Genomic DNA, 25,938 nt, shown 5'->3' on the forward strand with positions numbered 1-25,938 from the left:
TAATGAAGGGCATACAATATATTTAAGGATGAACATACATGAGCATTCTGCAAGCATTTGTACATAGTATCAAACTCCCGAGCAAACATGCAATCTTCCGGCTTAACCGGCTGGGGATGGATCATACTGTTGGTTATATGTTTATTTTATTATTTTTGGTTTCCCTTCCCTCGCTGATCGATCAGCTCACCGCTACGAGCGGCTTGGGAGCAGATATGAATATCGTATTTAAGCTGATCTACTTTTTTATGTTTTATTATTTGCCACTGACGATTTTCGTATTTCTGCTGCTTTGCCTGATTGCCTATATCGGGGTCTGGATTGCCAGATCACTCGGACGGAAATTGCACTTCTCAATTTTGTGGAAAATGAGCGCCTATACGACGACTATTCCATTTCTTTTGTATGCGGTGGTGGCACTGCTTTTTCCGGTGAGTGATGTCTATTTGCTGCTGACTTCGCTGTTTACTTTTGTGATGCTAGTGCGGATTATTACGGTGTATCCGAGGAGGAAGAAGCGGGGGTAGAGTGATCGATCCTCTCCCGCTGATTAAACCGCCCGTTCTTCTGAATCACCTCCGTGCCCTGTCAAAGCCCTCCATCCCAAATCAAAAAACCCCCAAACCCGGCTCTCACCGGATTTGGAGGTTTTTCCTTATTACTCAGCCACATATGGCAATAGTGCCATTTGACGAGCACGTTTGATTGCTGCGGTCAATTTGCGCTGATATTTTGCAGAAGTTCCAGTTACACGACGTGGAAGAATTTTTCCGCGTTCAGAAATGAAACGTCTCAGCAAATCAACGTCTTTGTAGTCGATGTGTGTAATTCCGTTCGAAGTGAAATAACACACCTTCCTGCGCTTTCCGCGTCCGCGACGAGCTGCCATTGTAAAACCCTCCTTTGTTTATTAATTTCACCGTCACTAAAACGGTAAATCATCATCCGATATATCAATTGGTTCTCCATTATTTTTGAATGGATCATCTTGATTTTGGTTTTGGTTGGACGAAAATTGATTTTGATTCTGATTTTGAAATTGGTTCTGGTTCTGCTGGTATCCTGCTCCCGCTGCTGCTGGAGCTCCTTGCTGCTGTCCTCGCTGCTCGGATCTTCCTCTCGATTCGAGAAATTGCACACTGTCGGCGACAATTTCGGTCATGAAAACCATCTTGCCGTCCTGCCCTTCAAAATTCCGTGTTTGCACACGCCCGTCCACACCAATCATACTGCCTTTTTTCATATAATTGGCCAGGTTTTCAGCCGGTCGGCGCCAGACAACACATCGAATAAAGTCGGCTTCGCGCTCTCCCTGCTGATTGGAAAAAGGACGATCGACAGCAACAGTGAAATTGGCGACTGCTACGCCACTGGCTGTATAGCGCAAATCAGGATCCTTCGTTAACCTGCCTACAAGCACGACACGATTTAACATCAGAACCACTCCTTATTATTGTTCATCTCGAATTGCCATATGACGAATAATATCATCAGAGAACTTAGCAAGACGATCGAATTCATTGATCGCTGTTTCATCACTGCTGAAGTTAATGACAACATAGTATCCATCACGGTAGTCTTGGATTTCATAGGCAAGGCGTTTTTTGCCCCGCTCATCCACTTTTGTGATCTCCGCACCGTTGTCGGTCAGCACTTTGTTAAACCGCTCAATTAAGCTGGTCTGCGCTTCTTCCTCCATGTCCGGGCGGATGATGTACATGATTTCGTATTTTCTCATCCGTAGCACCTCCTTTTGGTCTTAGCGGCCCTCACCTTAGTAAGAGCAAGGAGTAATTTATCGTTCATTACTCACAATAGTGTATTATACCAAACCTTTTTCAAAATAACAAGCCTTCGAGAATCCTGATTTTTGCTATTAGCTATAACGCAATAGATTGTTGCCATTTGCCCCGCAGCCCGGATACACTTCGCTTTCCGGGGGCGGCTGTTGAGCCTCCTCGCGCTGAGCACTAAGGGGTCTCCCCGATGCCTATCCTCCCCCAGGAGTCTACGTGTATCCGGGCTGCTAATGTGGAAATAGATGCTTAGACATTTCCTTAGAAAACAGCCTTGCTATTAAATTGCCTTTCCAACTTTACACATTAAAACGGAAATGAATCACGTCTCCGTCTTTTACAATGTATTCCTTTCCTTCCAGGCGGACGTTGCCGTTTTCCCTGGCACGAGTCATCGACCCTGCCTCAATCAGATCTTCATAAGAGACCGTTTCCGCGCGGATAAACCCACGTTCAAAGTCGGTGTGGATGATACCTGCTGCCTGCGGTGCCTTGATGCCTTTTCGGAATGTCCAGGCGCGCACTTCCGGTTCCCCCGCCGTAAAGTAGGTGGCGAGACCCAGCAAGCTGTAGGAGGCCTTAATCAGCTGATCCAGTCCGGATTCGGCAATACCGAGATCCTCCAGAAACATTTCTTTCTCTTCCGGGTCCAGCTCGGAAATTTCCTCTTCAATTTTTGCACAGATGACAATGACCTCTGCGTCTTCTTTTGCAGCAAACTCCCTCACCTTTTGCACATGCTCATTCGCGTCAGCATCTGCCACTTCTTCCTCGCTGACATTTGCCACATACAGGGTTGGTTTGCTTGTTAAAAGATGGAGTCCTTTAACGATCTTCCATTGTTCCTCAGAAAAATCAAGGGCACGGACTGGCTTTTCATCCTCCAGCCCTGTCTTCAACTGCTCTAGCACATTAAGTTCAGCAAGGGCATCCTTGTCTTTTTGCCTTGCCAGCTTTTCCACCCGCTGGTGCCGCTTGTTGACTGTTTCCAAATCGGCCAGAATCAGTTCCAGGCTAATCACCTCGATATCATCAATCGGATCAATTTTTCCGGAGACATGGGTGATATTTTCGTCGGAAAAACAACGGACTACCTGGCAGATGGCATCGACCTGGCGAATATGGGAAAGAAACTGGTTGCCAAGACCTTCCCCCTTGCTTGCCCCTTTGACAATGCCGGCAATATCGGTGAATTCAAATGTAGTTGGGACGGTTTTCTTTGGATTGACTAATGCGGTTAATTTATTTAAGCGATCGTCGGGCACTTCCACAATCCCCACATTCGGGTCGATCGTAGCGAAAGGGTAATTTGCCGCTTCCGCCCCCGCTTGGGTGATTGCATTGAACAATGTGGATTTGCCCACATTGGGAAGCCCGACAATTCCTGCTGTCAGAGACATTCCATTTTTCACTCCTTAAGGATTACCATTCATATGAACGCGTACCCTTATTATAGATAGTAGCAACTTAAAAGACAAGCAGCCAAAAAACAAAAATAGACCACCGAAGCAGCCTATTTTTGTCTTCTACCCTATTATTTTAAGTTTTTCTCTCTATTACACTCTCAATAATACCTGTTTGTTGGAGGTTTCGCAAATTTTAGCTTATTTTTCACCTTTTTCCAAGACCTTTTTCATCTTCTTGGAAAACTCCCGCCTTGGGATCATGACACTGTGCCCGCAGCCCTGGCATTTAATCCGGATATCCATGCCCATGCGGATAATCTGCCAGCGGTTCTCGCCGCAGGGATGGGGTTTTTTCATTTGTACGACGTCATTCAGTCCGAATTCTTTGTCCGCCATTGGTCTTTCTCCTTTTTTCTTCCATTATAACACGAGTTACTGCTCTGTTCCCCGATCCTTACGCAGCTGCTCCTGTTCCTCACGGCTATACATCACGATTCGTGGAGACGGGATCTCGATGCCGGAAGAGTAAAGTTTATCCTGCATCTCTTTGCGGATATTGCGCTCCCCAGCCCACTGGTAGCTTGGCAGAGTATCCGCTATAATCCGGATAACAAAGTGGGAAACATCCAGGGTTTGCACACCGATGATTTCCGGCACGCCCAGGATGAAATCGTATTTATCCGGCAGGGTTTCCGCCACCTCGCGAATCAGCGCCTCTGCCTCTTCCACACTGCTTTCATACGGAATATTAATATCAACAATGGAAAGCCCATTATGCGTCGAATAGTTGGTGACCTGGGTGACATTGCCGTTTGGCAGAATGTTCATCTCTCCGGTCCAGCTCAATATTTGTGTTGTGCGCAGACCAATTTCCTCGACCGTCCCCTCAATACCCGAGGTTGCTACATAATCGCCAACCGAGAACTGATCCTCAAAAATAATGAAAAACCCGGAAATGATGTCACGCACCAGGTTCTGGGCACCAAAACCAATGGCAAGTCCGACCACACCAGCACCGGCAATCAATGGTCCGATGTCAATGTTAATCACACCGAGAATCATGACAATCGCAATAAAATAGATAATATATGCGACCACGTTTTTAATTAATTTTTTCAGGGTGTTTTCCCTGCGTGCGGTCAACCGGATCGGGCCTTTCTGTCTGTTTTTAAACAACCGGTCCACCAGACTCCTTACTACTTTAACAATTGTGAGCGCCAAAATGATAATAAGGAAGATTTGCAAAAGACCCTCGGCTATACTTATCCAGAAATCAGGTCCTGTAACATACGCCCATAATTCTTGTATTGCATTCATATCAATTTCCTCCATTTCTGCTAGCTCCTCCTCTCTAATTTATACCATACTGGATACAATAATAAACGGGTTAACACGTATAAATTTAAAATCCCGTAAACCGGATAGATATAAGCAATCAAAGTAGAGAAACCAAATGTGGTCAACGGAACCATTGTAGCTAAGGTAACCATCACAATCAAGCTTAACGGCTGCTTAACATGCTGCTGAATTCTGGTGACAATCCCCAGCATCCCGGAGGCTGCCGTGGTGAAAATCGCAAACCACAAAAGAATCCCCATAAATATCAGCATCTCGAACGGGTAATCACGCAGAATGGCAAATAGTGGAATTTCATATAAAATCACTTCATCAGCAATCTGAATCAGGCTGTTGTTATAGACATACGAAACAATTCCCAAAATCAGTCCGCTCCCTAAACAGGCAATCCAAATCTCCTGTTTGGACTTCACCTTATTGCCGATCGCACCAAGCACGGCAATCAGTGGCAGAATATTCAGTGCGGTAAACGGAAAAGCAGCCGTCCAGTTGCGCTGTTCGTCCCAATGCGAAAACAGCGCCAGTTCTTGATCCGCCGTGAATAGCAGCAACACAAACAGCAGACCTCCTATTAAAAGTGGCAGAATCAGCTGATTGATTACCAGAAGCCCATTAATTCCTCTGATGAACAAAACGATGAGTGCAACCACCATAATCACTATCCCCGGCCACTGCGACAGGTGAAACGCCTGCCCGGTCGCCCCGCTGCCGGCAATCATCACCACAGTTGTCGTAAACAAATAGACAAATATCATCACATCATAAAAGCCTGTCAGCCTTTTCCCGACAATCTCCCTTAACACAGGCAAATAATACGAGGACTGCTGCTTGTAGCTGATCTGCAGAATCACCCCGCAGGAAATCGAGAAAAATAGAACAAACAGTACGATAGCCAGTCCGCTTTCATGGCCAAAAAACTGCCACAGTTCCCTCCCTGAAGCATACCCCGCCCCAATGGTGGTACCAATAATTAAGAACATCCATTTCAGCCCTGCACTCCACATCTGTTTTCCTCCAATATTTTAGAATCCATGTATAGATCGATGGAAAAATCCGTATACTATACCAATATGTTGGTGGAGGATAAGCTATGAATCTGATGAGACGTTTTGGCCCCAATATGAAAAATTTCCGCATGCAGCATACGGACCCGATGATCGTATCAGCAATGAGTAAACAGATCATCTCCTGGCTTCCTGCATTTCCGCGCGAATACGTTGTCGTCTTTATAGGCACAGACCGTTCCACCGGCGATGCCCTCGGGCCGTTGGCTGGGAGTTATTTTTCTGCAATGAAGCCGAGGCATATGACCGTATATGGCACGCTGCATGAACCAGTGCATGCCACCAATCTTGCCGACCGCCTCAAGGAAATCGAGCAAACGCACCGCCAGTCATTCGTGATTGCCGTGGATGCCTGTCTCGGCAAAACCACCTCTGTAGGCCATCTGATTGCCGGTGTCGGTGCGGTTAAGCCTGGAGCTGCCCTAAACAAGCCTCTTCCTTCTGTCGGTGATATACACATAACAGGTGTCGTCAATGTCAGCGGGTTTATGGAGCACTCCGTTTTGCAAAACACCCGATTGTCCGTGGTCGTAGATATGGCTGAGAAAATAGCCGACGTCCTGGAGCAAGTGGATTTATCATTAAAATATAAAAATATTGGTCCATCCGTGGTTTGGAAACAGGAAGAACAGGGTACACTATAAATATGTTAACCCCCCTTATTTTATAAAGTGAAAGTGTCCTGTCTCTCCTCCTCGAGGTGAGGCAGGTGCTGGAACTGATTTGATGAGAAATAAAAAACAACGAATCACGGATAGACTCGTTGTTTTAATGGATGAAATTATTAACATGGCGGAGGGCCTTTTTTTTATGCCTTTTAACTTGCTTCTTTTTTCCCCTTCCATTCCTGATACACTGTTTCCACTCTGTGAAATCCCCATTGCAGCACCAGCCCTTGGATAACAATGCCAATGACCGAAGCCGCTGTCAGCAGCCAGATGGAGAGCGCATGTTCAATCGTAAACAGGCGATGGCCAAAAAACAGCATGTGTGAAATAACGGCAAACAATCCCTCTGCGTAGCTCAGGATCGTTGTTTCCGTCTGCCAGACAACCAGCCCTTCCACCAGGAGAAAAAGCACAATTCCAGCCAGCCCGACGAATTTTGTCCGCGATGAGAGCTTATTAATGTAGGGAGTAACATAATATTTCGTGATGGTTTTAATCCGGAACAGGGAAAGAAGCCTGACAATCCGAGCCATCTGGAAAAACTGATCCAGCGGAATAACTGCAATCAGCAAGAAAGGATTTTGCTTAATAAAGTCCCATTTTTTGTCTGCCAGAACAAGCCGAACCATAAAATCGACAGCAAATACCAGCCAGACAATCCAATTGATCGTCGAATTGTAGGTGTTTTCCGTCCAGATTGTCGCAATCGTGAGCATGACGAGCAGCACCATCAGCCCTTCATATACGGTTTTTGCCACTCCCTGCATAATGATCCCCTCTTAGAAAGTCTGGTTTTGTTTTTAAAACAGCTGATAAATATAATATATCAGCACAACGGTAGCAATGGACGGCAGAAGATTTCCGACCCGGATCTGGGTGATTTTTAATAGATTCAGCCCGATCGCAACAATTAAAAGCCCGCCCACTGCTGTCAGTTCCACAATCAGACCGTTAAGAAATGCTTCCGGCAGCCAGCGCTCAATTTGTGTTGCCAACAAGGCGATAGATCCCTGATAGAGCACCACTGGAACGACCGAGAGAATCACTCCTGCACCTAAGGTCGTTGTCAGCACCAGGGCCACAAACCCATCCATTATCCCTTTGGTTACCAGGATTTCATGATCTCCCCTGAGACCACTGTCCAGAGCACCGATAATCGCCATTGCCCCGATCACAAAAATCAGGGAGGCCGTGACAAACCCCTGCGCGACACTAAAATTTTCATTTTTTGTAGTGAATTTACTGCCAATCCAATGCCCCAGACGGTTCAATCCTTCTTCCAAATGAATTAACTCCCCAATAATTGCCCCAGTCAGCAATGCCAATAGCACGACAATAATTTCCTCGGTGGAAAAAGCCATCTGTAATCCTATTAATAGTACGGCCAGGCCAATTCCGTGCATGACCGTTTCTTTATACCTCTCAGGAATTCTTGTAAAAAAAAGTCCAAGCAAACTGCCGATGATGATTAAAACTCCGTTGACGATTGTTCCATATAAAACCATTATTTCAACCCCAATTATTAGAAAACTTGGCTTTTCGCCAAGCCTTTACGGCGAAAGCCTTAGTTGCACTTATGCAGGGTAAGAAAGTTTTATACTTTCTTACCTGCCCAGAAAAATAAGCCTGTCAGCCCGATTGTTTCACGTGGAACAATCAGAAAAAACCTGTATTCCTGCCTTTAAACGGAAAGACTGACGCGCTTACTGCGTCAGTCTCCCAGGTCTTGCTATCTCCCCAAATACTCAACCAGTCTTTCCAAATCATCATTGGAATGAAACTCGATCTCGATTTTCCCTTTTCGCTTGCCTTTCTGGATCTTCACAGCAGTACCGAGCCGTTCCCTTAGCATCGATTCCCGCTCCTCAAGGAAAATATCCTTTTTCGGCTTGGTTTTCTTTTTCGCAACCGGCTTTTCATTAAGTTCAAGAATCAGCTTTTCCACCTGGCGAACATTGAGGTTTTCTTTGCGGATCCTGTCCAGCACCAGCAGTACTTTATCTTTATCCTTAATGCCCAAAAGTGCACGGCCATGTCCCATAGAAAGTTCACCATTGCTGATACAGGCAATTGCTTGGTCCGGCAGGGAAAGCAGCCGGACGATATTGGCAATGTGGGAGCGGCTTTTCCCAAGACGGTGGGAAAGCTCTTCCTGGGTGATTTTCAATTCATTCATCAGATTCGCATAAGCATGGGCTTCTTCAATTGGCGTCAAATCCTCGCGCTGCAGGTTTTCCAGCAGTGCCAGCTCCATCATCTTTTCATCGGTCAATTCTTTGATAACAACCGGAACTGTATCAAGCCCAGCCTCTTTTGCTGCCCGGTAGCGCCGCTCGCCGACGACAATTTCATAGCCTTTAATGCTCTTGCGGACGATCAGCGGCTGAATAATTCCATATTCGAGGATCGATTCCTTTAATTCCTCAATTGCATCCGCATGGAAGGTCTTTCTCGGCTGATACGGATTCGGCCTGCATTCCTGGATGGCTATCTCCTGGATGGAACCCTCCTCATGCTCTTCAATATCCTCGAAAAATGCACCAAGTCCTCTACCCAACCCTTTCGCCATTGGCAATCACTTCCTTCGCTAATTCAAGATAGACCTCTGCACCTCTTGATTTCGGATCATATGTGACAATCGGCTGGCCATGACTCGGCGCCTCTCCCAGTCGTACATTTCTTGGAATGATAGACTGATAGACTTTATCCTGGAAATACTTTTTCACTTCTTCTATGACCTGAATGCCCAAATTGGTCCGCGCATCCAGCATCGTTAGCAATACCCCTTCAATCATCAGTTGCTTATTCAGATGTTTTTGTACGAGGCGGATCGAATTCAGCAGCTGACTTAGCCCTTCCAGCGCATAGTATTCGCACTGCACCGGAATCATCACTGTATCGGAAGCTGTCAGGGCATTGATTGTCAACAGCCCCAATGAAGGCGGACAGTCAATGATAATATAATCATAGTGCTCTTTCATGCTTTCCAATGCCTTTTTCAAGCGGATTTCCCGTGAGATAATTGGCACTAACTCAATTTCCGCGCCAGCAAGCTGAATGGTTGCAGGGATGACATCTAAATTGCTGATATTCGTTGATACCCACACTTCCTCGGCCGGCAAATCCTCGACAAGTACATTATAAATACACTGATCTACATCAGCTTTATTAATCCCAACGCCGCTTGTCGCATTCCCCTGGGGATCGGTATCAATTAAAAGCACCTTGTGACCCAAATGAGCCAGACAAGCGCTTAAATTTACCGATGATGTTGTTTTTCCCACACCACCTTTTTGATTCGCGATGGACATTATTTTTCCCATGTTGACACCTTCCTATTAAAAACTTGCTTTCCTCTATTTCTCGTTATGCATTGATTGAAATACTGTCACTCTATTTTAGCATGATTCGCGGATGGACATCTGACTAAACTGTACTTGTTATGAAAACTTAATTTCTCTGAAGGGTGGGACAGCGGAAATTACATTGAACTTCTGCAAAACGCACGTTGATAAGTGAAAAGGAACCCATCTTTTCGGAAAAAGATGGGTATGCGATTGCAGTTAAAACTGTCAAGTAAGTATTCTAAGATGTTATGATGATATTATTTCTTCTTCGGTATTTTGATCGTAATTTGATAGTAATCATCGAGTTCCTGCTCATCGGATTCGACATCAACTCCCGTGTCAGAGACCATGGAGAGTGACTGACGGATGGTATTCATCGCAATGCGGACATCCTTATTAAAACCTTTTAGCTTCGGGCGCTGCTTTTTCGGCGCCTCGTTTGGCTGTTCCATTTTGCTGATTCGCTCTTCGGTTTGCTTTACATTCAAGTCCTGTTCCAAAATAGCTTGGAGAAGCTTTGTCTGTTTCTCCGGGTCACTCAATTTAATCAACGCACGGGCATGGCGTTCGGTGATCTCTTTATTCAGCAATGCCTGCTGTACTTCTTCCGGCAGTTTCAGCAAACGCAATTTATTAGCAATGGTGGATTGATTTTTGCCTAAACGCTGCGCCAATGCCTCCTGTGTAAGGGAATGAATCTCCAGCAGCCGGGCATAGGCACTCGCTTCTTCAATGACCGTCAGTTCTTCCCGTTGCAGATTTTCAATTAAAGCAACCGAAGCTGTCTCTGCATCAGTCATATCACGGATAATCGCAGGGACGGCTTCCCATTCGAGGAATTTCACAGCCCGCCATCTGCGCTCCCCGGCAATCAGCTCATATTGCTCCCCTTCTGTGTTCATTTTTCGGACGACAATCGGCTGGATCATGCCATGGGTATTGATCGTTTGCGCCAGTTCTTTGATTTTCTCTTCACTAAAAATCGAACGTGGCTGGTACCGGTTTGGTTCAATTTTATCAACAGAAAGCTGAATCACTTCATCCGGATGGAAAGTTTCTTCCTCCGCTTCTGCTGCGTCGGATTTATCTTTTTCTCCCAACCCAAAAATTCGATTAAAAGGACTCACCTTATCGACACCACCTTTATCTTCAAACTCACTGTTTATGTAGGTTTATCATGTAAATAATTGCAATGTTTCACGTGAAACATTGGCAAGAGATGTATGATATACGAAAAAAACGCCGCAACAGAAAAACTGCTGCGCGCACCCAGGGGCCGTTTCCGTTTCTTCCTATATTTTATCACAAAAAGCAGAATAAAAGTAGTTTATAGTTTAAAAGATTTTTAGAAGGAAGCTGTCTTTCGGACATTTTTAGTCTTTCTATAAATAGATTTTTCCTATCACGAAATCTATAGACTGCGACATAACCCACCGCTCCGGAAATACGCTACGCTTTCCGCGGGCGGCTGGTTTTGTCGCATTTTTCATCACCCTCAAGGATTAAAAACAACCTCTCATCACAAAAGACACTTACTCCAACGGCTCCTTATTAGGCGTTCCTGCTTTTCTCGGATATTTCTTCGGGGTCTTGCGTTTTTTGCGAATCAGTATCACCGACCGCTCGCTTTCCTCCTGTGGCAAAGCAAACGTATGAATGGATTCCGCTTTTCCTCCCAGTATTTCCAGTGCAGAAGAGGCCGTTTTCAACTCTTCTTCCGCCTGTGCACCTTTCATGGCAATAAATACGCCATCCTTTTTCGTCAAAGGAAGACATAATTCGCTCAAAACCGACATTCGCGCGACAGCCCTGGCTGTGACAATATCATACGTTTCCCGAAAGGAAGCATTCTTTCCGAAGTTCTCTGCCCGGTCATGATAAAATGCCACATCCTCAAGTCCAAGTTGTGTGGCCAAGTGGTTCAAAAAACCAATCCGCTTTTTCAGGGAGTCGACAATCGTTACCTTTAGCTGCGGATAGCATATTTTCAGCGGAATGCTGGGAAAGCCCGCGCCGGCACCGACATCACAGATCTGTCCGCCCTTGGAAAAATCATAATAAAATGCAGCAGACACCGAATCATAAAAATGCTTCAGATAAACATCTTCTTTCGCGGTCAATGCGGTGAGATTCATCTTTTCGTTCCATTCCACCAGGGTTTGAAAATAGACAGCAAACTGCTCCATTTGCTGTTCAGTCAAGTCAATTCCCTGTTCCTTTAATGCTGCTCTGAAATTTTCCGGATTCATTGGATCATAAACTCCTTATGTAGGTTCAAAAAGATCACCTGCTATCAGATGATCTTCCTGAACTTAATTGGCTACCCGTGCGATGTTGCCTTGTTCGATATAGACAAGCAGAATCGATACGTCCGCAGGGTTGACGCCGGATATCCGGGATGCCTGCCCTACTGAAAGCGGGCGCACTTTCTTCAGTTTTTCAATCGCTTCTGTGGCTATACCGCTGATTTGGTCATAATCAATGTCCTCAGGAATCTTCTTGTCTTCCATTTTCAGCATGCGAGCCACTTGGTCGTTCGCTTTTTTAATATACCCTTCGTATTTGATCTGGATACCTACCTGTTCTTTTACATCTTCAGGCAGGTTTTCTGCAGATTCAATCATCCGGTCCACATGGACATAAGTCAACTCGGGACGTTTAAGCAGATCGTAGGCTTTGACCGCTTCTTTCAGCGGTGCGCCGCTTGCCTCTGTCATGATTTCATTGACAGCTTCGGACGGTTTCACCACGATTTTGCCTAAACGTTTTTTCTCTTCTTCTACAAGCCGCTTTTTCTCAACAAATTTCTCATAGCGCGCTTCGGGTATCAAGCCAAGCCCATGGCCGATTTCCGTCAGACGCATATCGGCATTGTCATGACGAAGCAGCAGGCGGTATTCGGCACGGGATGTGAGCAGACGATATGGCTCATTTGTACCTTTAGTCACCAGGTCATCTATCAGCACGCCGATATAGGCCTGCGAGCGGTCCAAAATAACGGGATCTCTGCCAAGTACTTTGGCCGCGGCGTTGATGCCGGACATAATCCCTTGTGCCGCCGCTTCCTCATAGCCGGATGTGCCATTAATCTGGCCAGCCGTAAACAGTCCAGAGATTTTTTTCGTCTCCAGCGTCGGCCACAGTTGGGTCGGCACAACAGCATCATATTCAATCGCATAACCGGCGCGCATAATTTCTGCGTTTTCCAGGCCAGGGACACGTTTTACCATCTCATGCTGCACAGATTCCGGCAGAGAGGTGGATAATCCCTGTACATAAACTTCCTCGGTATCTCGGCCCTCAGGCTCCAGGAAAATCTGATGTCGCGGCTTGTCGTTAAACCGAACAATTTTATCCTCAATCGACGGGCAGTAACGTGGACCGGTCCCCCGCTTCATTCCCGAGTACATCGCAGACAACTGCAGATTATCCTGAATCACTTCATGGGTAAATTCATTCGTATAAGTCAGCCAGCAAGGAATTTGCTCGGTGATTCCCTCCGTCGTTTCATAGGAAAAATGCTGCGGCTCATCATCCCCCGGCTGAATTTCCGTTTTAGAATAGTCAATGGTATGACTGTTCACCCTTGGCGGTGTGCCTGTTTTAAAACGGGTTAGCTCAAATCCGAGTTCCTCCAGGTTTTCCGACAGCTTAATCGAAGCACGCTGGTTATTCGGACCGCTTTCGTATTCCAGATCGCCCATCAGCACTTTGCCGCGCATGAATGTACCGGTCGTAACGATCACGGTTTCCGCCGAATAGGCTGCTTTGGTTTCGGTGATAACGCCTTTTACGACCTCATCCTCCACGATCAGTTCATTGACCATGCCCTGACGGAGTGTTAGATTTTCCTGGTCTTCAAGAATTTGCTTCATATCTTTTATATACATCGGTTTATCGGCTTGTGCGCGCAGTGCCTGCACAGCTGGGCCTTTTCCGGTATTGAGCATGCGCATTTGAATATAGTTCCGGTCAATCACTTTAGCCATTTCCCCGCCTAGGGCATCAATTTCCCTGACGACGATTCCCTTTGCCGGGCCGCCGATCGACGGGTTGCATGGCATAAAGGCGACCATATCAAGATTGAGGCTGAGCATCAGGGTTTTTGCACCCATCCGTGCAGAGGCAAGACCTGCCTCCACGCCGGCATGCCCTGCCCCAATTACGATCACATCATAATGGCCGGCATGATACGTCATAGCTGTTCATCCTTTCTTTACTATTTTTATTTACCTAAGCAGAATTGGGAAAATAGCTGATCAATCAGGCTGTCACTCGCCGTATCGCCAATGATCTCTCCTAAAAATTCCCAAGTTCTTGTGACATCAATCTGGACAATATCCATCGGCATGCCCATTTCAATGCCTTCCATCGCATCTTCCAAGGCCTGTTTTGCCTGCCTGAGAAGCTGGATATGCCGGACATTGGACACATAGGTTAAATCCCCCGTGTCGATGTCTCCGGCAAAGAAGGTTTCCGCAATAGCGGTTTCCAGTTCATCGACCCCTTTCTCTTCAATTAAGGAAGTCGTCAGCACGGGCTTTCCTTCTGCCAGTTCATGGACACGTTCGAGGTCCAGTTTTTGTTCCAGATCGGTTTTATTTACAATCACGATATATTCAAGCCCCTGAATTGCTTCAAAGAGCTTTTCATCCTCTTCGGTTAGTGCATCATTATTATTCAGCACAAATAAAATCAAATCGGCATCCTTGAGTACCTGGCGGGAACGCTCCACCCCGATTTTTTCGACAATATCTTCAGTTTCGCGGATCCCTGCCGTATCAACCAGGCGGAGCGGCACCCCGCGCACATTGACATATTCCTCAATAATGTCCCGGGTGGTGCCGGGCACTTCGGTCACAATCGCCTTGTTTTCCTGCACCAGCGTATTCATCAGGGAAGACTTTCCGACATTCGGACGGCCGATTATCGCCGTGGCGAGCCCTTCCCGGAGAATTTTCCCCTGTTTGGCTACCTGCAGCAGTTCCTCGATTTCCGCATGAACTTCCTTCGTTTTCACACGCATCATTTCATGCGACATTTCCTCGACATCATCATATTCCGGATAGTCAATGTTTACCTCGACATGGGCGACTGTCTCCAGCAGCGACTGGCGGTATTTCTGGATCATTCCGGACAAGCGCCCATCCATCTGCTTGAGCGCAACAGACATCGCTTTGTCCGTTTTTGCCCGGATTAGATCCATCACTGCCTCGGCCTGGGACAAATCAATCCGCCCATTCAGGAAAGCGCGCTTCGTGAACTCTCCCGGCTCGGCCAGTCTCGGTCCCTGGCTGAGTACGATCTCCAGCACGCGGTTGACCGCCACCATGCCTCCATGGCAATTGATCTCCACGACATCTTCCCGGGTAAACGTTCTTGGCGCACGCATGACGGAAACCATTACTTCCTCAGCCGCTTCCGCTGTGTCCGGGTCGATGATTTTCCCGTAATGCATCGTATGAGAATCCACCTGGTGTAAGTTTTTCCCCTTAAACAGGGCAGCCGCCACTTGGATCGCCTCAGACCCGCTCAGCCGGACAATCGAAATCGCCCCTTCCCCGGTTGGCGTCGATATCGCAGTAATTGTGTCTGTCTCCATCATCTGCACCTCCATTCTTTTTCTAATTTCCATCTATATCAACAACGAATTTATTTTATCGCCACTAACAAACTAGAATAGCATATTTTGCCTAAAAAAGAAACTTATCCACAAAAGTTTCTATAACAAAAAGAAAAAACCGTTTATCCACATGTGAATAAGCGGTTTTGTTTGCGTGAATCAAGGTTAACGGGGATGGCCCTTTCTGGGGATTTCTTTCCCGTCATGGCTTTTCAACTCACCTTGTTCGTCCAAACTGTCAATTTTTCCGTCAATTGTTCCTTCCATATAGCCATCTTCTACCTGTTCATGCGTGGTTTCTGTTCCTTGTGTCAGTTCATCCTGTCTTTCTTCTGCAGGATCGTACTTTTTCCCGGCATTTTTCCGATGTTTATGATCCAATTCGACCAGGCCTCCTTTCATTTACGCTTAGGTTTTCCTTTTACCAAAAGAGAATACAAAAAAACCTCGGATGGCCCGAGGTTTTCTTTCATACTACTATGATGGTTGAATTACAATATGGCGATGCGGCTCATCGCCGGCAGAATAAGTCTTTACGGCTTTTTGCTGCAGCGCATTATGAATAATTTTCCGTTCAAATGCCGGCATCGGCTCGAGTGCCACTTTTTTGTTCAGAGTCTCGGCTTTTTCCGCCATTTTTACGGCAAGGGACTCCAGGGTTTCTTTCCGGCGCTGGCGATATCCTTCTGCATCGACGGTTACCGAATAAAACTGATCCTGATTTTTATTCAGTGCAAGATGCACAATATATTGCAGTGCATTCAGCGTCTGGCCCCGCTTTCCGATCAAAATGGCGATGTTTTCTCCGCTCAGTTCATAGGTGACATGATTGTCTGTGACGGTGGTTTTTACCATTGCCTCAACATTCATCTTTTTGACCACATCTTCAAGGAAGGTCGCGGTTTTTTCCACCGGGCTGCTGATCTTCACCGCTTTTACAACGGCTTGCTTGGTGCCAAAAACACCTAAGAGTCCTTTCTTCCCCTCATCAATGACTTCAATTTCGGCTTGGTCCCTCGTGGTGTTTAACTGCTCTAGTGCTGACTGGACCGCTTCTTCAACAGTTTGTCCACTCGCAGTTACTTCTCTCACTTTTTGTCTCCTCCATTAGCTGGATTTGCAGTCATCATTGGTTTATTGATTAACAATGTCTGAGCAATCATAAAGATGTTACCGACAATCCAGTATACTGCCAGGGCAGCTGGCATGATAAATGCAAAAACACCAATCATAATCGGCATTACCCACAGCATAATCGTCATCTGTGCCTGCATTTGCGGGTTTTGTGACATGCCGCGGTTGTTCGCCATCATTAGTTTGGACTGCAGGAATGTGAAAAATGCAGTTAACAATGGCAGAATGAAATATGGATCCGGTGCTCCTAATTCAAACCATAGAAAGCTGTGGGTCTGAATCGCCTCAGTCCGCATAATTGCATGGTACATGGCAATCAGTATCGGCATCTGCACAATAATCGGCAGACAGCCTGCAAGCGGATTAACGCCATTTTTCTGGAATAGAGCCATCGTTTCCTGCTGCAGCTTTTGCTGGCTATTGGCATCTTTGGAACTGTATTTTTTCTGGAGCTCTTTCAACTCTGGCTGAATTTCCTGCATGGCTCGGGAGCTTTTCAGCTGTTTGACGTTTAATGGCAAGAGCACAAGCCGGATAAGAATAGTAACAATAATAATTGCTAATCCGTAGCCTTCCACAAACAAATCAGCAAAGAACGCAATCAGCCAAGACAATGGATAAACGAAGATCGTATTCCATATCCCTTCACTTTCTGAAGTGATTGGCTGTTCAATTTGCATACAGCCGGAAAGCAATGCCACCATCCCCATCAGGGTGAGCAGCAGTATATATTTTTTTCGCAATGTCGTTCCTCCTAAATTAAAGAAAACTGACTATCCTAAAAAGCATTAGCAGTGTTTTACATGAATGCTGTTAGAAATTGATCTCGCCTTTTGCATCAGTTTCTTTCCATCAATCAATAACTACAGGCTATTTTAACCTACTTGCCTAAAAGATTCTATCTTAATGTCGTGATTTTCTCTGATTGTTTTTCAGCAGGCACTCTTTGTACAGCAAATGGTTCAGACTTTTTCTGATTTCCTCTTGTCCCATGTCTTTGGTTGGCTTCCTCGCGATGATCACAATGTCATATTCTTCCCGGATCTGAGCCTCCATCTCCTGAAATGCCTGGCGCAGATAGCGCTTGATCCGGTTTCTGGTAACAGCGTTTCCAATTTTTTTCCCGACCGACAGACCGACCCGGATATGTTCCTGGTCCGGCTTTTTAACATAATAAATCACAAGCTGCCTGTTGGCAAATGACTTGCCATGCTTAAATGCCGCCTGAAATTCCTCATTCTTTTTTATCCGAAATGCTTTTTTCATGCCGATAAATCACCTTGTTTTTCTATGTACATCTCAATTTATAAATTTTGTTATTCATAGTTGATAGAAACAGCGACGTAATCCACCGCTCCGGAAATACCCCTCGCTTTCCGCGGGAAGCTGCCGAGCCTCCTCGCGCTGTCGCGCTGCGGGGTCTCGCCTATGCTTTTCATCCCGCAGGAGTCTCGGGGTATTTCCTCCGCTAACGGTGTGCTTTTTAAAAGCAACCAAATAGCTCCCACTCTGTTGGTGGTTGATTGGAGCTGACGGCAGTCGACTCCTGCGGGAAAGCCACTGCCTGCAACAGAAATCACTATCAAGGGTGGTAGTTGATTTAAACAGGATTAGAGTCAAAAACCACATCAGTCAGCGGAGGAAATATACGGAGACTCCTGGGAGGAATGGCCTCGGTGAGACCCCGCAGTGCGATAGCACAAGGGGGCTCACCAGCCACCCGCGGAAAGCGTAGTATATTTCCGCAGCGGCGATCATATACGTCACAGTTTATAAATATTTTCAAATAACAGCCTTTCTATTAAAGCAGAAAAGACCACTGACAGTCAGTGGCCTATGCAGACAATACTTTTCTACCTTTACGGCGGCGGCGCGCAAGTACTTTACGGCCATTTTTTGTGCTCATACGGGCACGGAAGCCGTGTACCTTTTTACGTTTCCGGTTATTTGGTTGATACGTTCGTTTCATTTTCCTGCACCTCCCTAAGGGCAATCCTTATCTAACGTAATGTTTCGTCCATACCCTAGACAGTCTTAGTAATTATACGTAAAATCTCCCCTCGCTGTCAACATCCTTTTCGTTTTTCCTCTGGATCTACTCGTTTTAGAATCATCTTCAGCATTATGTTCCATTCATCTCTGTACTATAACACGTGAACCATGCTTTTCCCCACCAGCCCGTTATCCACACCCCTCTGTTCAGCAAAAAACGACAAAAATTTTCTATCCACATCATCCGTCGACAAGATACGCACAAATTCTATGGCTGTTGGTAAAATTTATAGACAAGGATGGGTTTTTGTGGATAAGTGTCGAAAAACCATTGCATCGCTTACTTTATTTTGGTATTATTATTGTGTTTAACACTTGTGGATTCTAACAGAGAAAGAAAAGTTACCCACAATTTGTGGATAATCTGTGGATACTTGTTCACAGATCCATGAATAAACTTATCAACAGGAATGTGCATATCAAGGATAAATCAACGAGACCCTTACATATTCCATTATTTCCTGTCCACAGCATCATTAAAAGGACAGTTCCACAAAACTAGACGGCAGCGCTTGTATTCAGCCTGCCTATCATCATGTATAGTCATCCCAAGCCTTTCCATCAGCCCAGACACCGGGAGAGGCTTTTTCTGTCCTGATCAGGAGGATTATTTGGTTTTTTATACAGACTGTTTCAGAAAAGACTTTTAGTTAATTCTATATTTCGGGCTGCGGGCCAAATTAAGAGCCTTATATTAAATCGAAAGGAGGAGAACCGCTTGGAAAATATTCACGAACTATGGGTGGCAACCCTGGAAAAAATAGAAGAAAAAATCAGCAAGCCCAGCTTTGATACTTGGCTGAAAAACACCCAGGCGGAAGAATTAAGGGATACTACCCTGATTATTTCCGCCCCCAACGAATTCGCCCGTGACTGGCTGGAAAATCAGTATACCAACCTGATATCAGACACGCTCGAGGAAATTACCGGGACCCGCTTGGCTACGAAATTTATTATTCCGGATACGGCGCCGCAAGTGGAAGAAACCGCACCAGTACCGAAACCACAGCCGAATGGAAATGAATCGGAGGATACACCGAAATCCATGCTTAATTCAAAATATACATTTGACACCTTTGTCATTGGCGCGGGAAACCGTTTTGCCCATGCTGCCTCTCTGGCTGTTGCCGAGGCGCCCGCCAAAGCTTACAATCCATTATTTATTTATGGTGGCGTTGGTCTTGGCAAAACCCATCTGATGCACGCGATCGGTCATTATGTGATGGAGCATAATCCAAGTGCAAAGGTTGTCTACATGACATCCGAAAAATTTACCAATGAATTCATCAATGCGATTATGGACAACAAAACGAGCAGCTTCCGTAATAAATACCGCAGCGTCGATGTGCTGTTAATCGATGATATTCAGTTTATTGCCGGAAAAGAATCGACCCAAGAGGAATTTTTCCATACCTTTAATACCCTGCACGAGGAAAGCAAGCAGATCATCATCTCCAGTGACCGGCCGCCCAAGGAAATTCCGACATTGGAAGAGCGGCTTCGTTCGCGCTTTGAATGGGGATTGATTACTGATATTACGCCGCCTGATCTGGAAACACGGATTGCGATTTTGTCGAAAAAAGCCAAAGCGGAAGGACTGGATATTCCCAATGAGGTGATGCTCTACATTGCCAATCAAATTGATACGAATATCCGCGAACTGGAAGGTGCCCTGATCCGTGTCGTTGCCTACTCATCCCTGGTGAATCAGGATATTGATGCATCACTTGCTGCGGATGCTCTAAAGGACATCATCCCAAGCAGCAAGCCGAAAATGATTACGATCAATGGCATCCAGGAAGCCGTCGGGCAAAAATATAATATCCGGCTGGAAGATTTCCTGGCGAAAAAACGCACCAAATCAATCGCTTTCCCGCGCCAGATTGCGATGTATCTATCCAGGGAACTGACCGATTTTTCGCTGCCGAAGATCGGACAGGAATTTGGCGGACGCGACCACACAACGGTCATCCATGCCCATGAAAAAATAGCCAGAATGCTGGAAAATGACACATCCTTGAACCGGGAAGTGGAAGATATTAAGGAACAGCTGAAATCTTTTTAATCCCAAAAGCGGAAGCGCCCGATTAGCGACGTATGGACTGCGCCTGGCCACGCCAGGTGGATCAGCGGTGGCGCGGGAGGCCGGTTTTAGTCGGCTTTTCTTAAACTTCCAGCCGATGTTGACTTATCGTACGAAGGTGAAGGAAGTCTACCCAGCTTTAGCCCTGGAGCTAGCCGAGGCACATAGCTTGTGCACAGTGTGTAAAACGATGCACCCTTATGAACAACTTGTCCACAGTTGATAACTCAGTGAGATATTTGATTTAACCTGCTTATCCACATAGTCACAGGCCTTATTACTTTTATTATGATCTTTTTTTATAAAAAAATAATATATAATAGAACATCCCTAGGAGGATTTTTCCATGAAATTTATCATTCAGCGTGATCAGTTAATTGCAAGTGTCCAGGATGTCATGAAGGCCATCTCGTCTCGCACCGTGATTCCCATACTTTCCGGAATGAAAATAGAAGCAAAACCGGATGGTATTACTCTGACTGGAAGTGATTCTGATATTTCGATAGAATCCTACATTCCGGCAGAGGAAAATGAAATGGTCCACATTGAACAGATTGAACCGGGAAGCATCGTTCTGCAGGCAAAATATTTTCCCGACATTGTCCGCAAACTGCCAGAGAAAACCGTGGAAATTGAAGCCGATGATCAGTCCCAGATCACGATTCGTTCAGGAAAAGCGAAGTTCAGCCTGAACGGCCTGGATGCGGAAGAATATCCACAGCTTCCAAGACTGCAGACCGAAGACAGTTTTGAGATGCCTGGCGATTTGCTGAAAAGCATGATTAAGCAGACGGGGTTTGCCGTCTCCACGATGGAAACACGGCCGATATTGACAGGGGTTCACCTTAAACTCGACGACAACAAACTTACCTTTACCGCAACAGACAGCCACCGTCTGGCCTCCAGGGAAGTTCCAGTCGAGGCAGAAAATACATCATTTACCGGTGTAGTCGTGCCGGGAAAAAGTCTCAGCGAGCTGAACAAAATTCTTGCTGATACAGAGGATAAAGTGGAGATCAATGTCACCAATAATCAGATCTTGTTCCGGACAAAACGGATTCAGTTCCTCTCCCGCCTCCTGGACGGAAATTATCCGGAAACATCTCGCTTGATCCCTGAGCAGAGCAAAACTGTGCTCCATGTGAAAACAAAGGAATTGCTGAGCACGATCGACCGGGCATCCCTGCTTGCCAAAGACGAACGCAATAATGTGGTTCGCCTCACGACACAGGAAAATCAGGTCGTGGAAATTACCGGGAATTCCCCGGAAGTTGGCACAGTTACCGAGGATGTCGCTATCTCATCTTTGGAAGGAGAAGATCTGAAAATCTCCTTCAGCTCCAAATACATGATGGATGCACTTCGGGCCATTGAATATGACGAAGTAAAAATCGATTTCACCGGTGCAATGCGCCCGTTCATTATCCGGCCGGCTGACGGAGACCCTGTGCTGCAGCTGATCCTGCCGGTAAGAACCTATTAAAATAGCTAAAAACGAAGCTCTTATCTTAAGCGGATAAGGGCTTTTCTTTTCGGCTGGAAAGAATGTAAATATAAGGCATTTGCGGATTGCCGAGAAAATAATTCATTGTACAGCCCCCGTAAAATCATTTTTAAACACATAATGAGCGTTTTTTTTAGTTTTTAAGGGGTTAACCTTCCCTTTAAGAGAAATCTTTAGTAAAATAGGTATATGAAGTTATTTTACGAATCAAGCTTAAAAATCAATGGCTAAATACCGAATGAAACTTGGTGAGAAGATTGCATGAATCCATCGAAATCCAGACGGAATATATTCCGCTGGGACAATTCGTCAAGCTGATCAATATTTTGGAGTCCGGGGGCATGGTTAAGGCATTTCTCCAAGATGAGGGTGTGCTGGTAAATGGCGAACGGGAGCACCGGCGCGGCAGAAAACTCTATCCCGGAGATGTGGTGGAAATCGCGGAGGCCGGATCCTACCTTGTGACAAAAGAGGCTTGATGCATGCATATTGAACAGCTCAGATTAAAAAATTACCGCAATTACCGGGAACTGGATATTGCTTTTGATGACAAAATTAATGTGATCGTCGGCGAAAATGCCCAAGGGAAGACCAATCTGATGGAAGCGATCTATGTATTGGCCTTCTCCAAGTCCCACCGCACCCCGCGGGAAAAAGAACTGATCCGCTGGGACGAGGAATTTGCGAAAGCGGAAGGCCGGATCCGCAAACGCGGGCAGACGCTGCCGCTGGAGATAACCATTTCCGGCAAAGGGAAAAAAGCCAGACTGAACCATCTGGAGCAAAGACGGCTCAGTGACTATATCGGTGCACTGAATGTTGTGATGTTCGCCCCGGAGGATCTCACGCTTGTCAAAGGGCCGCCGCAGATCCGCCGCCGGTTCATTGATATGGAGCTCGGACAGATCCAGCCGCGTTATATATATCATCTCGGGCAGTATCAGAAAATACTCAGGCAGCGAAATCATTTATTAAAACAATTGGCTCACAGGCAGACGCAGGATACAACCATGCTGCAGGTGCTGACCGATCAGCTGGTGGAACATGCCGCTTCCTTACTGGAAAGGCGGTTTGTTTTTTTGGACTTGCTCCGCAAATGGGCAGGTCCGGTCCACGAAGGCATCAGCCGCGGATTAGAAAAGCTGGAAATCAGCTATCAGGCGAGTATTGAAGTATCAGAAGAGGCAAATAAGGAAAAAATAGAAGACATCTATGCCAATAAATTCTGGGAGATCCAGGAAAAGGAAATCGACCGGGGCACAACAATGATCGGCCCCCATCGTGATGATCTTACATTTTTCGTGAATCAAAAAGATGTACAGACATTCGGATCCCAGGGACAGCAGCGCACCACCGCCTTGTCGGTGAAGCTGGCCGAGCTCGAGCTGATCTATCATGAGGTCGGTGAATACCCGATTCTGCTTTTGGATGATGTGCTGAGCGAATTGGATGATTTTCGCCGGTCCCATTTATTAAATACGATTCAGGGAAAAGTTCAGACCTTTGTCTCGACCACCAGTGTGGACGGGATCGATCATGAGATCCTGAACGGGGCGGAAATGTTCCATGTTCGGGACGGAACCATAGATTCCTAATCAAGGAGGCATCCTCCATGTTTATTCATATCGGCAATGATCATGTCATCCAATCCGAAGAGGTCATTGCGATTGTTGATTATCATTTGATTTCTTCGTCCACCATCATGGAAGAAATGATGGTACGAGCAAAAAATGAGAAAAAAGTATTCGGCCCGACACGCGATGCGAAATCGGTGATGATCACCACCGGCAATATTTATTACAGCACCCTTTCCGTGAACACATTGAAAAAACGGGCAAGCATGATTTCCACCATCAGCAAAATGGATGATTTTTCCGATGAGCTGACGGAAGAACTGGAATAAAGACAAAGCGAGTATGAAGAAATGAAGGTGAGATTATGGCGGAAGAAAATCAGCTGGAGAACCAAGCGTATGGTGCCGATCAGATTCAGGTGCTGGAGGGGCTTGAGGCAGTTCGCAAGCGTCCCGGCATGTATATCGGAACAACAAGTGAAAAAGGATTGCATCACCTCGTCTGGGAAATTGTCGATAATAGTATTGATGAGGCCCTGGCTGGCTACTGTGATCATATTCAGGTGATCGTGGAAGAAGACAACAGCATCACGGTCCAGGACAATGGACGCGGTATCCCTGTCGATATTCAGAAAAAGACTGGCAGACCGGCTCTGGAAGTCATTATGACAGTTCTGCATGCCGGCGGGAAATTCGGCGGCGGCGGCTATAAAGTTTCTGGCGGACTGCATGGTGTCGGGGCATCGGTCGTTAATGCCCTTTCTTCCAATCTTGAGGTACACGTGCATCGCGACGGGAAAATCTATAATTTAAACTTTAAACGCGGGGTGCCGCAGGGGGAAATTGAAGTCGTCGGGGAATCGGATAAGACGGGTACCATCACCCATTTCACCCCGGATGCGGAAATTTTCACGGACACCGTCGCTTTTGATTTTGAGGTGCTGACTCAGCGGCTGCGCGAGCTTGCCTTTTTGAACAAAGGACTGACGATTACGGCAGAGGACAAACGGACCGATGAAGAGCCTGTCAGCTATTATTACGAAGGCGGCATCAGTTCATATGTGGAATATATCAACCGCAACAAAGAAGTACTGCATGAGCCGTTCTATGCCGAGGGAGAAAGCCAGGGCATTTCTGTGGAAGTCGCTATTCAGTACAATGAAGGCTTCAACAGCAGTCTTTTCTCCTTTGCCAACAACATCCACACGTATGAAGGCGGCATGCATGAATCCGGCTTCCGCACTGGCCTAACAAGGGTAATTAATGATTATGCCCGGAAGAAAAATTTATTTAAAGAGAATGACCCGAACCTCTCTGGTGATGATGTGCGGGAAGGGATGGCAGCCATTGTCTCGATAAAGCATCCCGATCCGCAGTTTGAAGGACAGACGAAAACCAAGCTGGGAAACAGTGAAGTCCGTACCGTTACTGATTCGGTGTTTTCCGATAAGTTTTCCCAGTTTTTATTTGAAAATCCATCCACGGCAAAAATTATCGTGGAAAAAGGGCTGATGGCTTCCCGCGCCCGGATGGCGGCGAAAAAAGCACGGGAATTAACCCGCCGCAAAAGCGCGCTCGAAGTGTCCAATCTGCCCGGAAAACTGGCGGACTGCTCTTCCAAAGATGCCAGCCGCAGTGAACTGTACATCGTGGAGGGTGACTCTGCGGGCGGTTCAGCGAAATCCGGGCGGGATCGCCATTTTCAGGCTATCCTTCCACTCCGGGGAAAAATTCTCAATGTGGAGAAAGCGCGGCTGGATAAAATTTTATCCAATCGGGAAGTCCGTTCGATGATTACAGCACTTGGCACCGGGATCAGCGAGGACTTCGATATTACGAAAGCACGCTATCATAAAATCGTCATCATGACCGATGCCGATGTCGATGGAGCCCACATCCGGACATTATTATTAACCTTTTTCTACCGGTATATGCGCCCATTGATTGAACATGGTTATGTTTATATCGCCCAGCCCCCGCTGTACAAAATCCAGCAGGGGAAAGCTGCCCATTATGCCTATAATGATGCGGAAATGGAGCGGATTGTAAGCGAGCTGCCGCAGACACCGAAACCGGGCCTGCAGCGCTACAAAGGGCTTGGCGAGATGAATGCCGAGCAGCTGTGGGATACCACAATGAACCCGGAAAATCGCACCCTCTTACAGGTTGATTTAGCGGATGCCATCGAGGCCGATCAGGTCTTTGACATGCTGATGGGCGACCGGGTAGAACCTAGACGAGTATTTATTGAGGAAAATGCCCGGTATGTAGAGAATTTGGACGTGTAAATAGATAAGTGAGGGTTCTTTACCCTCACTGGTGGTTAATATCC

The 25,938-nt window shown here is 46.3% G+C and carries 28 protein-coding genes; 8 read left to right on the forward strand and 20 right to left on the reverse strand.

Annotated features, from left to right (window positions below; genetic code table 11):
* Positions 1 to 38: 38 nt before the first annotated feature.
* Positions 39 to 527 (forward strand): DUF1189 family protein, encoded by a 489-nt coding sequence (locus CEG13_RS09715; protein ID WP_100011682.1) that lies wholly within the window; start codon positions 39 to 41, stop codon positions 525 to 527.
* Between the two features lie 131 nt (positions 528 to 658).
* On the opposite strand, the gene rpsR is transcribed toward CEG13_RS09715, so the two are convergent.
* From rpsR to CEG13_RS09750, 7 genes are all read right to left on the reverse strand, one after another.
* Positions 659 to 889 carry a 30S ribosomal protein S18 gene (gene rpsR, locus CEG13_RS09720; RefSeq protein ID WP_100011683.1) on the reverse strand — a complete coding sequence of 77 codons (231 nt, stop codon included), beginning with the start codon at positions 887 to 889 and terminating at the stop codon, positions 659 to 661.
* 36 nt (positions 890 to 925) lie between these two features.
* A complete protein-coding gene (gene ssb, locus CEG13_RS09725) occupies positions 926 to 1,435 on the reverse strand; it encodes a single-stranded DNA-binding protein (RefSeq protein ID WP_100011684.1) in 510 nt (169 codons plus the stop codon).
* Positions 1,436 to 1,450: 15 nt separating this feature from the next.
* Positions 1,451 to 1,738: a 30S ribosomal protein S6 gene (gene rpsF / locus CEG13_RS09730; RefSeq protein WP_100011685.1), complete on the reverse strand. Its 288-nt coding sequence runs from the start codon at positions 1,736 to 1,738 to the stop codon at positions 1,451 to 1,453.
* Positions 1,739 to 2,095: 357 nt separating this feature from the next.
* Positions 2,096 to 3,196 (reverse strand): redox-regulated ATPase YchF, encoded by a 1,101-nt coding sequence (gene ychF / locus CEG13_RS09735; protein ID WP_100011686.1) that lies wholly within the window; start codon positions 3,194 to 3,196, stop codon positions 2,096 to 2,098.
* A gap of 204 nt (positions 3,197 to 3,400) precedes the next feature.
* Positions 3,401 to 3,598, reverse strand: coding sequence for a DUF951 domain-containing protein (locus tag CEG13_RS09740; protein WP_100011687.1), 198 nt, complete (start codon positions 3,596 to 3,598; stop codon positions 3,401 to 3,403).
* Between the two features lie 36 nt (positions 3,599 to 3,634).
* Entirely contained in the window at positions 3,635 to 4,519 is an 885-nt protein-coding gene (locus tag CEG13_RS09745; protein WP_239984617.1) for a mechanosensitive ion channel family protein, read from the reverse strand.
* Positions 4,520 to 4,539: 20 nt separating this feature from the next.
* The gene (locus CEG13_RS09750; protein WP_100011689.1) at positions 4,540 to 5,562 is read right to left on the reverse strand and encodes a YkvI family membrane protein; all 1,023 of its coding nucleotides are present in this window, start codon (positions 5,560 to 5,562) and stop codon (positions 4,540 to 4,542) included.
* Positions 5,563 to 5,648: 86 nt separating this feature from the next.
* On the opposite strand from CEG13_RS09750, the gene yyaC reads away from it, so the two are divergent.
* Entirely contained in the window at positions 5,649 to 6,266 is a 618-nt protein-coding gene (yyaC, locus tag CEG13_RS09755) for a spore protease YyaC (protein WP_100011690.1), read from the forward strand.
* Positions 6,267 to 6,439: 173 nt separating this feature from the next.
* On the opposite strand, the gene CEG13_RS09760 is transcribed toward yyaC, so the two are convergent.
* The 13 genes from CEG13_RS09760 to rpmH all read right to left on the reverse strand — a co-directional run bounded on the left by CEG13_RS09760 (position 6,440) and on the right by rpmH (position 18,363).
* A complete protein-coding gene (locus tag CEG13_RS09760) occupies positions 6,440 to 7,057 on the reverse strand; it encodes a transporter (RefSeq protein ID WP_100011691.1) in 618 nt (205 codons plus the stop codon).
* A 33-nt stretch (positions 7,058 to 7,090) separates the two neighbouring features.
* Entirely contained in the window at positions 7,091 to 7,795 is a 705-nt protein-coding gene (locus CEG13_RS09765) for a DUF554 domain-containing protein (RefSeq protein WP_100011692.1), read from the reverse strand.
* Positions 7,796 to 8,019: 224 nt separating this feature from the next.
* Positions 8,020 to 8,859, reverse strand: a complete 840-nt coding sequence (locus CEG13_RS09770) for a ParB/RepB/Spo0J family partition protein (RefSeq protein WP_100011693.1) — start codon at positions 8,857 to 8,859, stop codon at positions 8,020 to 8,022.
* Positions 8,840 to 9,613 carry a ParA family protein gene (locus tag CEG13_RS09775; RefSeq protein WP_100011694.1) on the reverse strand — a complete coding sequence of 258 codons (774 nt, stop codon included), beginning with the start codon at positions 9,611 to 9,613 and terminating at the stop codon, positions 8,840 to 8,842. Before CEG13_RS09775 ends, CEG13_RS09770 begins: the two co-directional genes overlap by 20 nt.
* A 281-nt stretch (positions 9,614 to 9,894) precedes the next feature.
* Positions 9,895 to 10,764 (reverse strand): nucleoid occlusion protein, encoded by an 870-nt coding sequence (gene noc, locus CEG13_RS09780; RefSeq protein ID WP_100011695.1) that lies wholly within the window; start codon positions 10,762 to 10,764, stop codon positions 9,895 to 9,897.
* A 405-nt stretch (positions 10,765 to 11,169) separates the two neighbouring features.
* Entirely contained in the window at positions 11,170 to 11,886 is a 717-nt protein-coding gene (rsmG, locus tag CEG13_RS09785; protein ID WP_100011696.1) for a 16S rRNA (guanine(527)-N(7))-methyltransferase RsmG, read from the reverse strand.
* 63 nt (positions 11,887 to 11,949) lie between these two features.
* Positions 11,950 to 13,836: a tRNA uridine-5-carboxymethylaminomethyl(34) synthesis enzyme MnmG gene (gene mnmG / locus CEG13_RS09790; RefSeq protein ID WP_100011697.1), complete on the reverse strand. Its 1,887-nt coding sequence runs from the start codon at positions 13,834 to 13,836 to the stop codon at positions 11,950 to 11,952.
* A 26-nt stretch (positions 13,837 to 13,862) separates the two neighbouring features.
* Positions 13,863 to 15,239, reverse strand: coding sequence for a tRNA uridine-5-carboxymethylaminomethyl(34) synthesis GTPase MnmE (gene mnmE / locus CEG13_RS09795; protein WP_100011698.1), 1,377 nt, complete (start codon positions 15,237 to 15,239; stop codon positions 13,863 to 13,865).
* A gap of 186 nt (positions 15,240 to 15,425) precedes the next feature.
* Positions 15,426 to 15,641 carry a YozQ family protein gene (locus tag CEG13_RS09800; RefSeq protein WP_239984618.1) on the reverse strand — a complete coding sequence of 72 codons (216 nt, stop codon included), beginning with the start codon at positions 15,639 to 15,641 and terminating at the stop codon, positions 15,426 to 15,428.
* Between the two features lie 96 nt (positions 15,642 to 15,737).
* A complete protein-coding gene (jag, locus tag CEG13_RS09805; RefSeq protein ID WP_100011700.1) occupies positions 15,738 to 16,352 on the reverse strand; it encodes an RNA-binding cell elongation regulator Jag/EloR in 615 nt (204 codons plus the stop codon).
* Complete coding sequence (spoIIIJ, locus tag CEG13_RS09810) at positions 16,349 to 17,137, reverse strand: YidC family membrane integrase SpoIIIJ (protein WP_100011701.1); 789 nt, start codon at positions 17,135 to 17,137, stop codon at positions 16,349 to 16,351. The genes jag and spoIIIJ overlap by 4 nt, the downstream gene beginning before the upstream one ends.
* A 160-nt stretch (positions 17,138 to 17,297) precedes the next feature.
* The gene (gene rnpA / locus CEG13_RS09815; RefSeq protein ID WP_100011702.1) at positions 17,298 to 17,660 is read right to left on the reverse strand and encodes a ribonuclease P protein component; all 363 of its coding nucleotides are present in this window, start codon (positions 17,658 to 17,660) and stop codon (positions 17,298 to 17,300) included.
* A 568-nt stretch (positions 17,661 to 18,228) separates the two neighbouring features.
* Positions 18,229 to 18,363, reverse strand: coding sequence for a 50S ribosomal protein L34 (gene rpmH / locus CEG13_RS09820; protein ID WP_077616212.1), 135 nt, complete (start codon positions 18,361 to 18,363; stop codon positions 18,229 to 18,231).
* Positions 18,364 to 19,164: 801 nt separating this feature from the next.
* On the opposite strand from rpmH, the gene dnaA reads away from it, so the two are divergent.
* From dnaA to gyrB, 6 genes are all read left to right on the forward strand, one after another.
* Positions 19,165 to 20,511 (forward strand): chromosomal replication initiator protein DnaA, encoded by a 1,347-nt coding sequence (gene dnaA, locus CEG13_RS09825; RefSeq protein ID WP_100011703.1) that lies wholly within the window; start codon positions 19,165 to 19,167, stop codon positions 20,509 to 20,511.
* A gap of 364 nt (positions 20,512 to 20,875) precedes the next feature.
* Positions 20,876 to 22,012: a DNA polymerase III subunit beta gene (gene dnaN / locus CEG13_RS09830; RefSeq protein ID WP_100011704.1), complete on the forward strand. Its 1,137-nt coding sequence runs from the start codon at positions 20,876 to 20,878 to the stop codon at positions 22,010 to 22,012.
* A 278-nt stretch (positions 22,013 to 22,290) separates the two neighbouring features.
* Complete coding sequence (gene yaaA, locus CEG13_RS09835; RefSeq protein ID WP_100011705.1) at positions 22,291 to 22,512, forward strand: S4 domain-containing protein YaaA; 222 nt, start codon at positions 22,291 to 22,293, stop codon at positions 22,510 to 22,512.
* A gap of 3 nt (positions 22,513 to 22,515) precedes the next feature.
* Positions 22,516 to 23,628 carry a DNA replication/repair protein RecF gene (gene recF, locus CEG13_RS09840; protein ID WP_100011706.1) on the forward strand — a complete coding sequence of 371 codons (1,113 nt, stop codon included), beginning with the start codon at positions 22,516 to 22,518 and terminating at the stop codon, positions 23,626 to 23,628.
* A gap of 17 nt (positions 23,629 to 23,645) precedes the next feature.
* Entirely contained in the window at positions 23,646 to 23,936 is a 291-nt protein-coding gene (gene remB / locus CEG13_RS09845) for an extracellular matrix regulator RemB (protein ID WP_100011707.1), read from the forward strand.
* Between the two features lie 35 nt (positions 23,937 to 23,971).
* Positions 23,972 to 25,894 carry a DNA topoisomerase (ATP-hydrolyzing) subunit B gene (gyrB, locus tag CEG13_RS09850; RefSeq protein ID WP_192869536.1) on the forward strand — a complete coding sequence of 641 codons (1,923 nt, stop codon included), beginning with the start codon at positions 23,972 to 23,974 and terminating at the stop codon, positions 25,892 to 25,894.
* The last annotated feature ends 44 nt before the right edge of the window (positions 25,895 to 25,938 follow it).

This window comes from Lentibacillus sediminis (genome assembly GCF_002763455.1).
GTDB classification, from domain to species: Bacteria; Bacillota; Bacilli; order Bacillales; family Amphibacillaceae; genus Lentibacillus_D; species Lentibacillus_D sediminis_A.

Bases quoted from the DNA above. Each gene is read 5' to 3' on its own strand.
- CEG13_RS09715 (WP_100011682.1), top strand. From the start codon at position 39: ATGAGCATTCTGCAAGCATTTGTACATAGTATCAAACTCCCGAGCAAA.
- rpsR (WP_100011683.1), bottom strand. From the start codon at position 889: ATGGCAGCTCGTCGCGGACGCGGAAAGCGCAGGAAGGTGTGTTATTTC.
- ssb (WP_100011684.1), bottom strand. From the start codon at position 1,435: ATGTTAAATCGTGTCGTGCTTGTAGGCAGGTTAACGAAGGATCCTGAT.
- rpsF (WP_100011685.1), bottom strand. From the start codon at position 1,738: ATGAGAAAATACGAAATCATGTACATCATCCGCCCGGACATGGAGGAA.
- ychF (WP_100011686.1), bottom strand. From the start codon at position 3,196: ATGTCTCTGACAGCAGGAATTGTCGGGCTTCCCAATGTGGGCAAATCC.
- CEG13_RS09740 (WP_100011687.1), bottom strand. From the start codon at position 3,598: ATGGCGGACAAAGAATTCGGACTGAATGACGTCGTACAAATGAAAAAA.
- CEG13_RS09745 (WP_239984617.1), bottom strand. From the start codon at position 4,519: ATGAATGCAATACAAGAATTATGGGCGTATGTTACAGGACCTGATTTC.
- CEG13_RS09750 (WP_100011689.1), bottom strand. From the start codon at position 5,562: ATGTGGAGTGCAGGGCTGAAATGGATGTTCTTAATTATTGGTACCACC.
- yyaC (WP_100011690.1), top strand. From the start codon at position 5,649: ATGAATCTGATGAGACGTTTTGGCCCCAATATGAAAAATTTCCGCATG.
- CEG13_RS09760 (WP_100011691.1), bottom strand. From the start codon at position 7,057: ATGCAGGGAGTGGCAAAAACCGTATATGAAGGGCTGATGGTGCTGCTC.
- CEG13_RS09765 (WP_100011692.1), bottom strand. From the start codon at position 7,795: ATGGTTTTATATGGAACAATCGTCAACGGAGTTTTAATCATCATCGGC.
- CEG13_RS09770 (WP_100011693.1), bottom strand. From the start codon at position 8,859: ATGGCGAAAGGGTTGGGTAGAGGACTTGGTGCATTTTTCGAGGATATT.
- CEG13_RS09775 (WP_100011694.1), bottom strand. From the start codon at position 9,613: ATGGGAAAAATAATGTCCATCGCGAATCAAAAAGGTGGTGTGGGAAAA.
- rsmG (WP_100011696.1), bottom strand. From the start codon at position 11,886: ATGAATCCGGAAAATTTCAGAGCAGCATTAAAGGAACAGGGAATTGAC.
- mnmG (WP_100011697.1), bottom strand. From the start codon at position 13,836: ATGACGTATCATGCCGGCCATTATGATGTGATCGTAATTGGGGCAGGG.
- mnmE (WP_100011698.1), bottom strand. From the start codon at position 15,239: ATGGAGACAGACACAATTACTGCGATATCGACGCCAACCGGGGAAGGG.
- rnpA (WP_100011702.1), bottom strand. From the start codon at position 17,660: ATGAAAAAAGCATTTCGGATAAAAAAGAATGAGGAATTTCAGGCGGCA.
- rpmH (WP_077616212.1), bottom strand. From the start codon at position 18,363: ATGAAACGAACGTATCAACCAAATAACCGGAAACGTAAAAAGGTACAC.
- dnaN (WP_100011704.1), top strand. From the start codon at position 20,876: ATGAAATTTATCATTCAGCGTGATCAGTTAATTGCAAGTGTCCAGGAT.
- recF (WP_100011706.1), top strand. From the start codon at position 22,516: ATGCATATTGAACAGCTCAGATTAAAAAATTACCGCAATTACCGGGAA.
- remB (WP_100011707.1), top strand. From the start codon at position 23,646: ATGTTTATTCATATCGGCAATGATCATGTCATCCAATCCGAAGAGGTC.
- gyrB (WP_192869536.1), top strand. From the start codon at position 23,972: ATGGCGGAAGAAAATCAGCTGGAGAACCAAGCGTATGGTGCCGATCAG.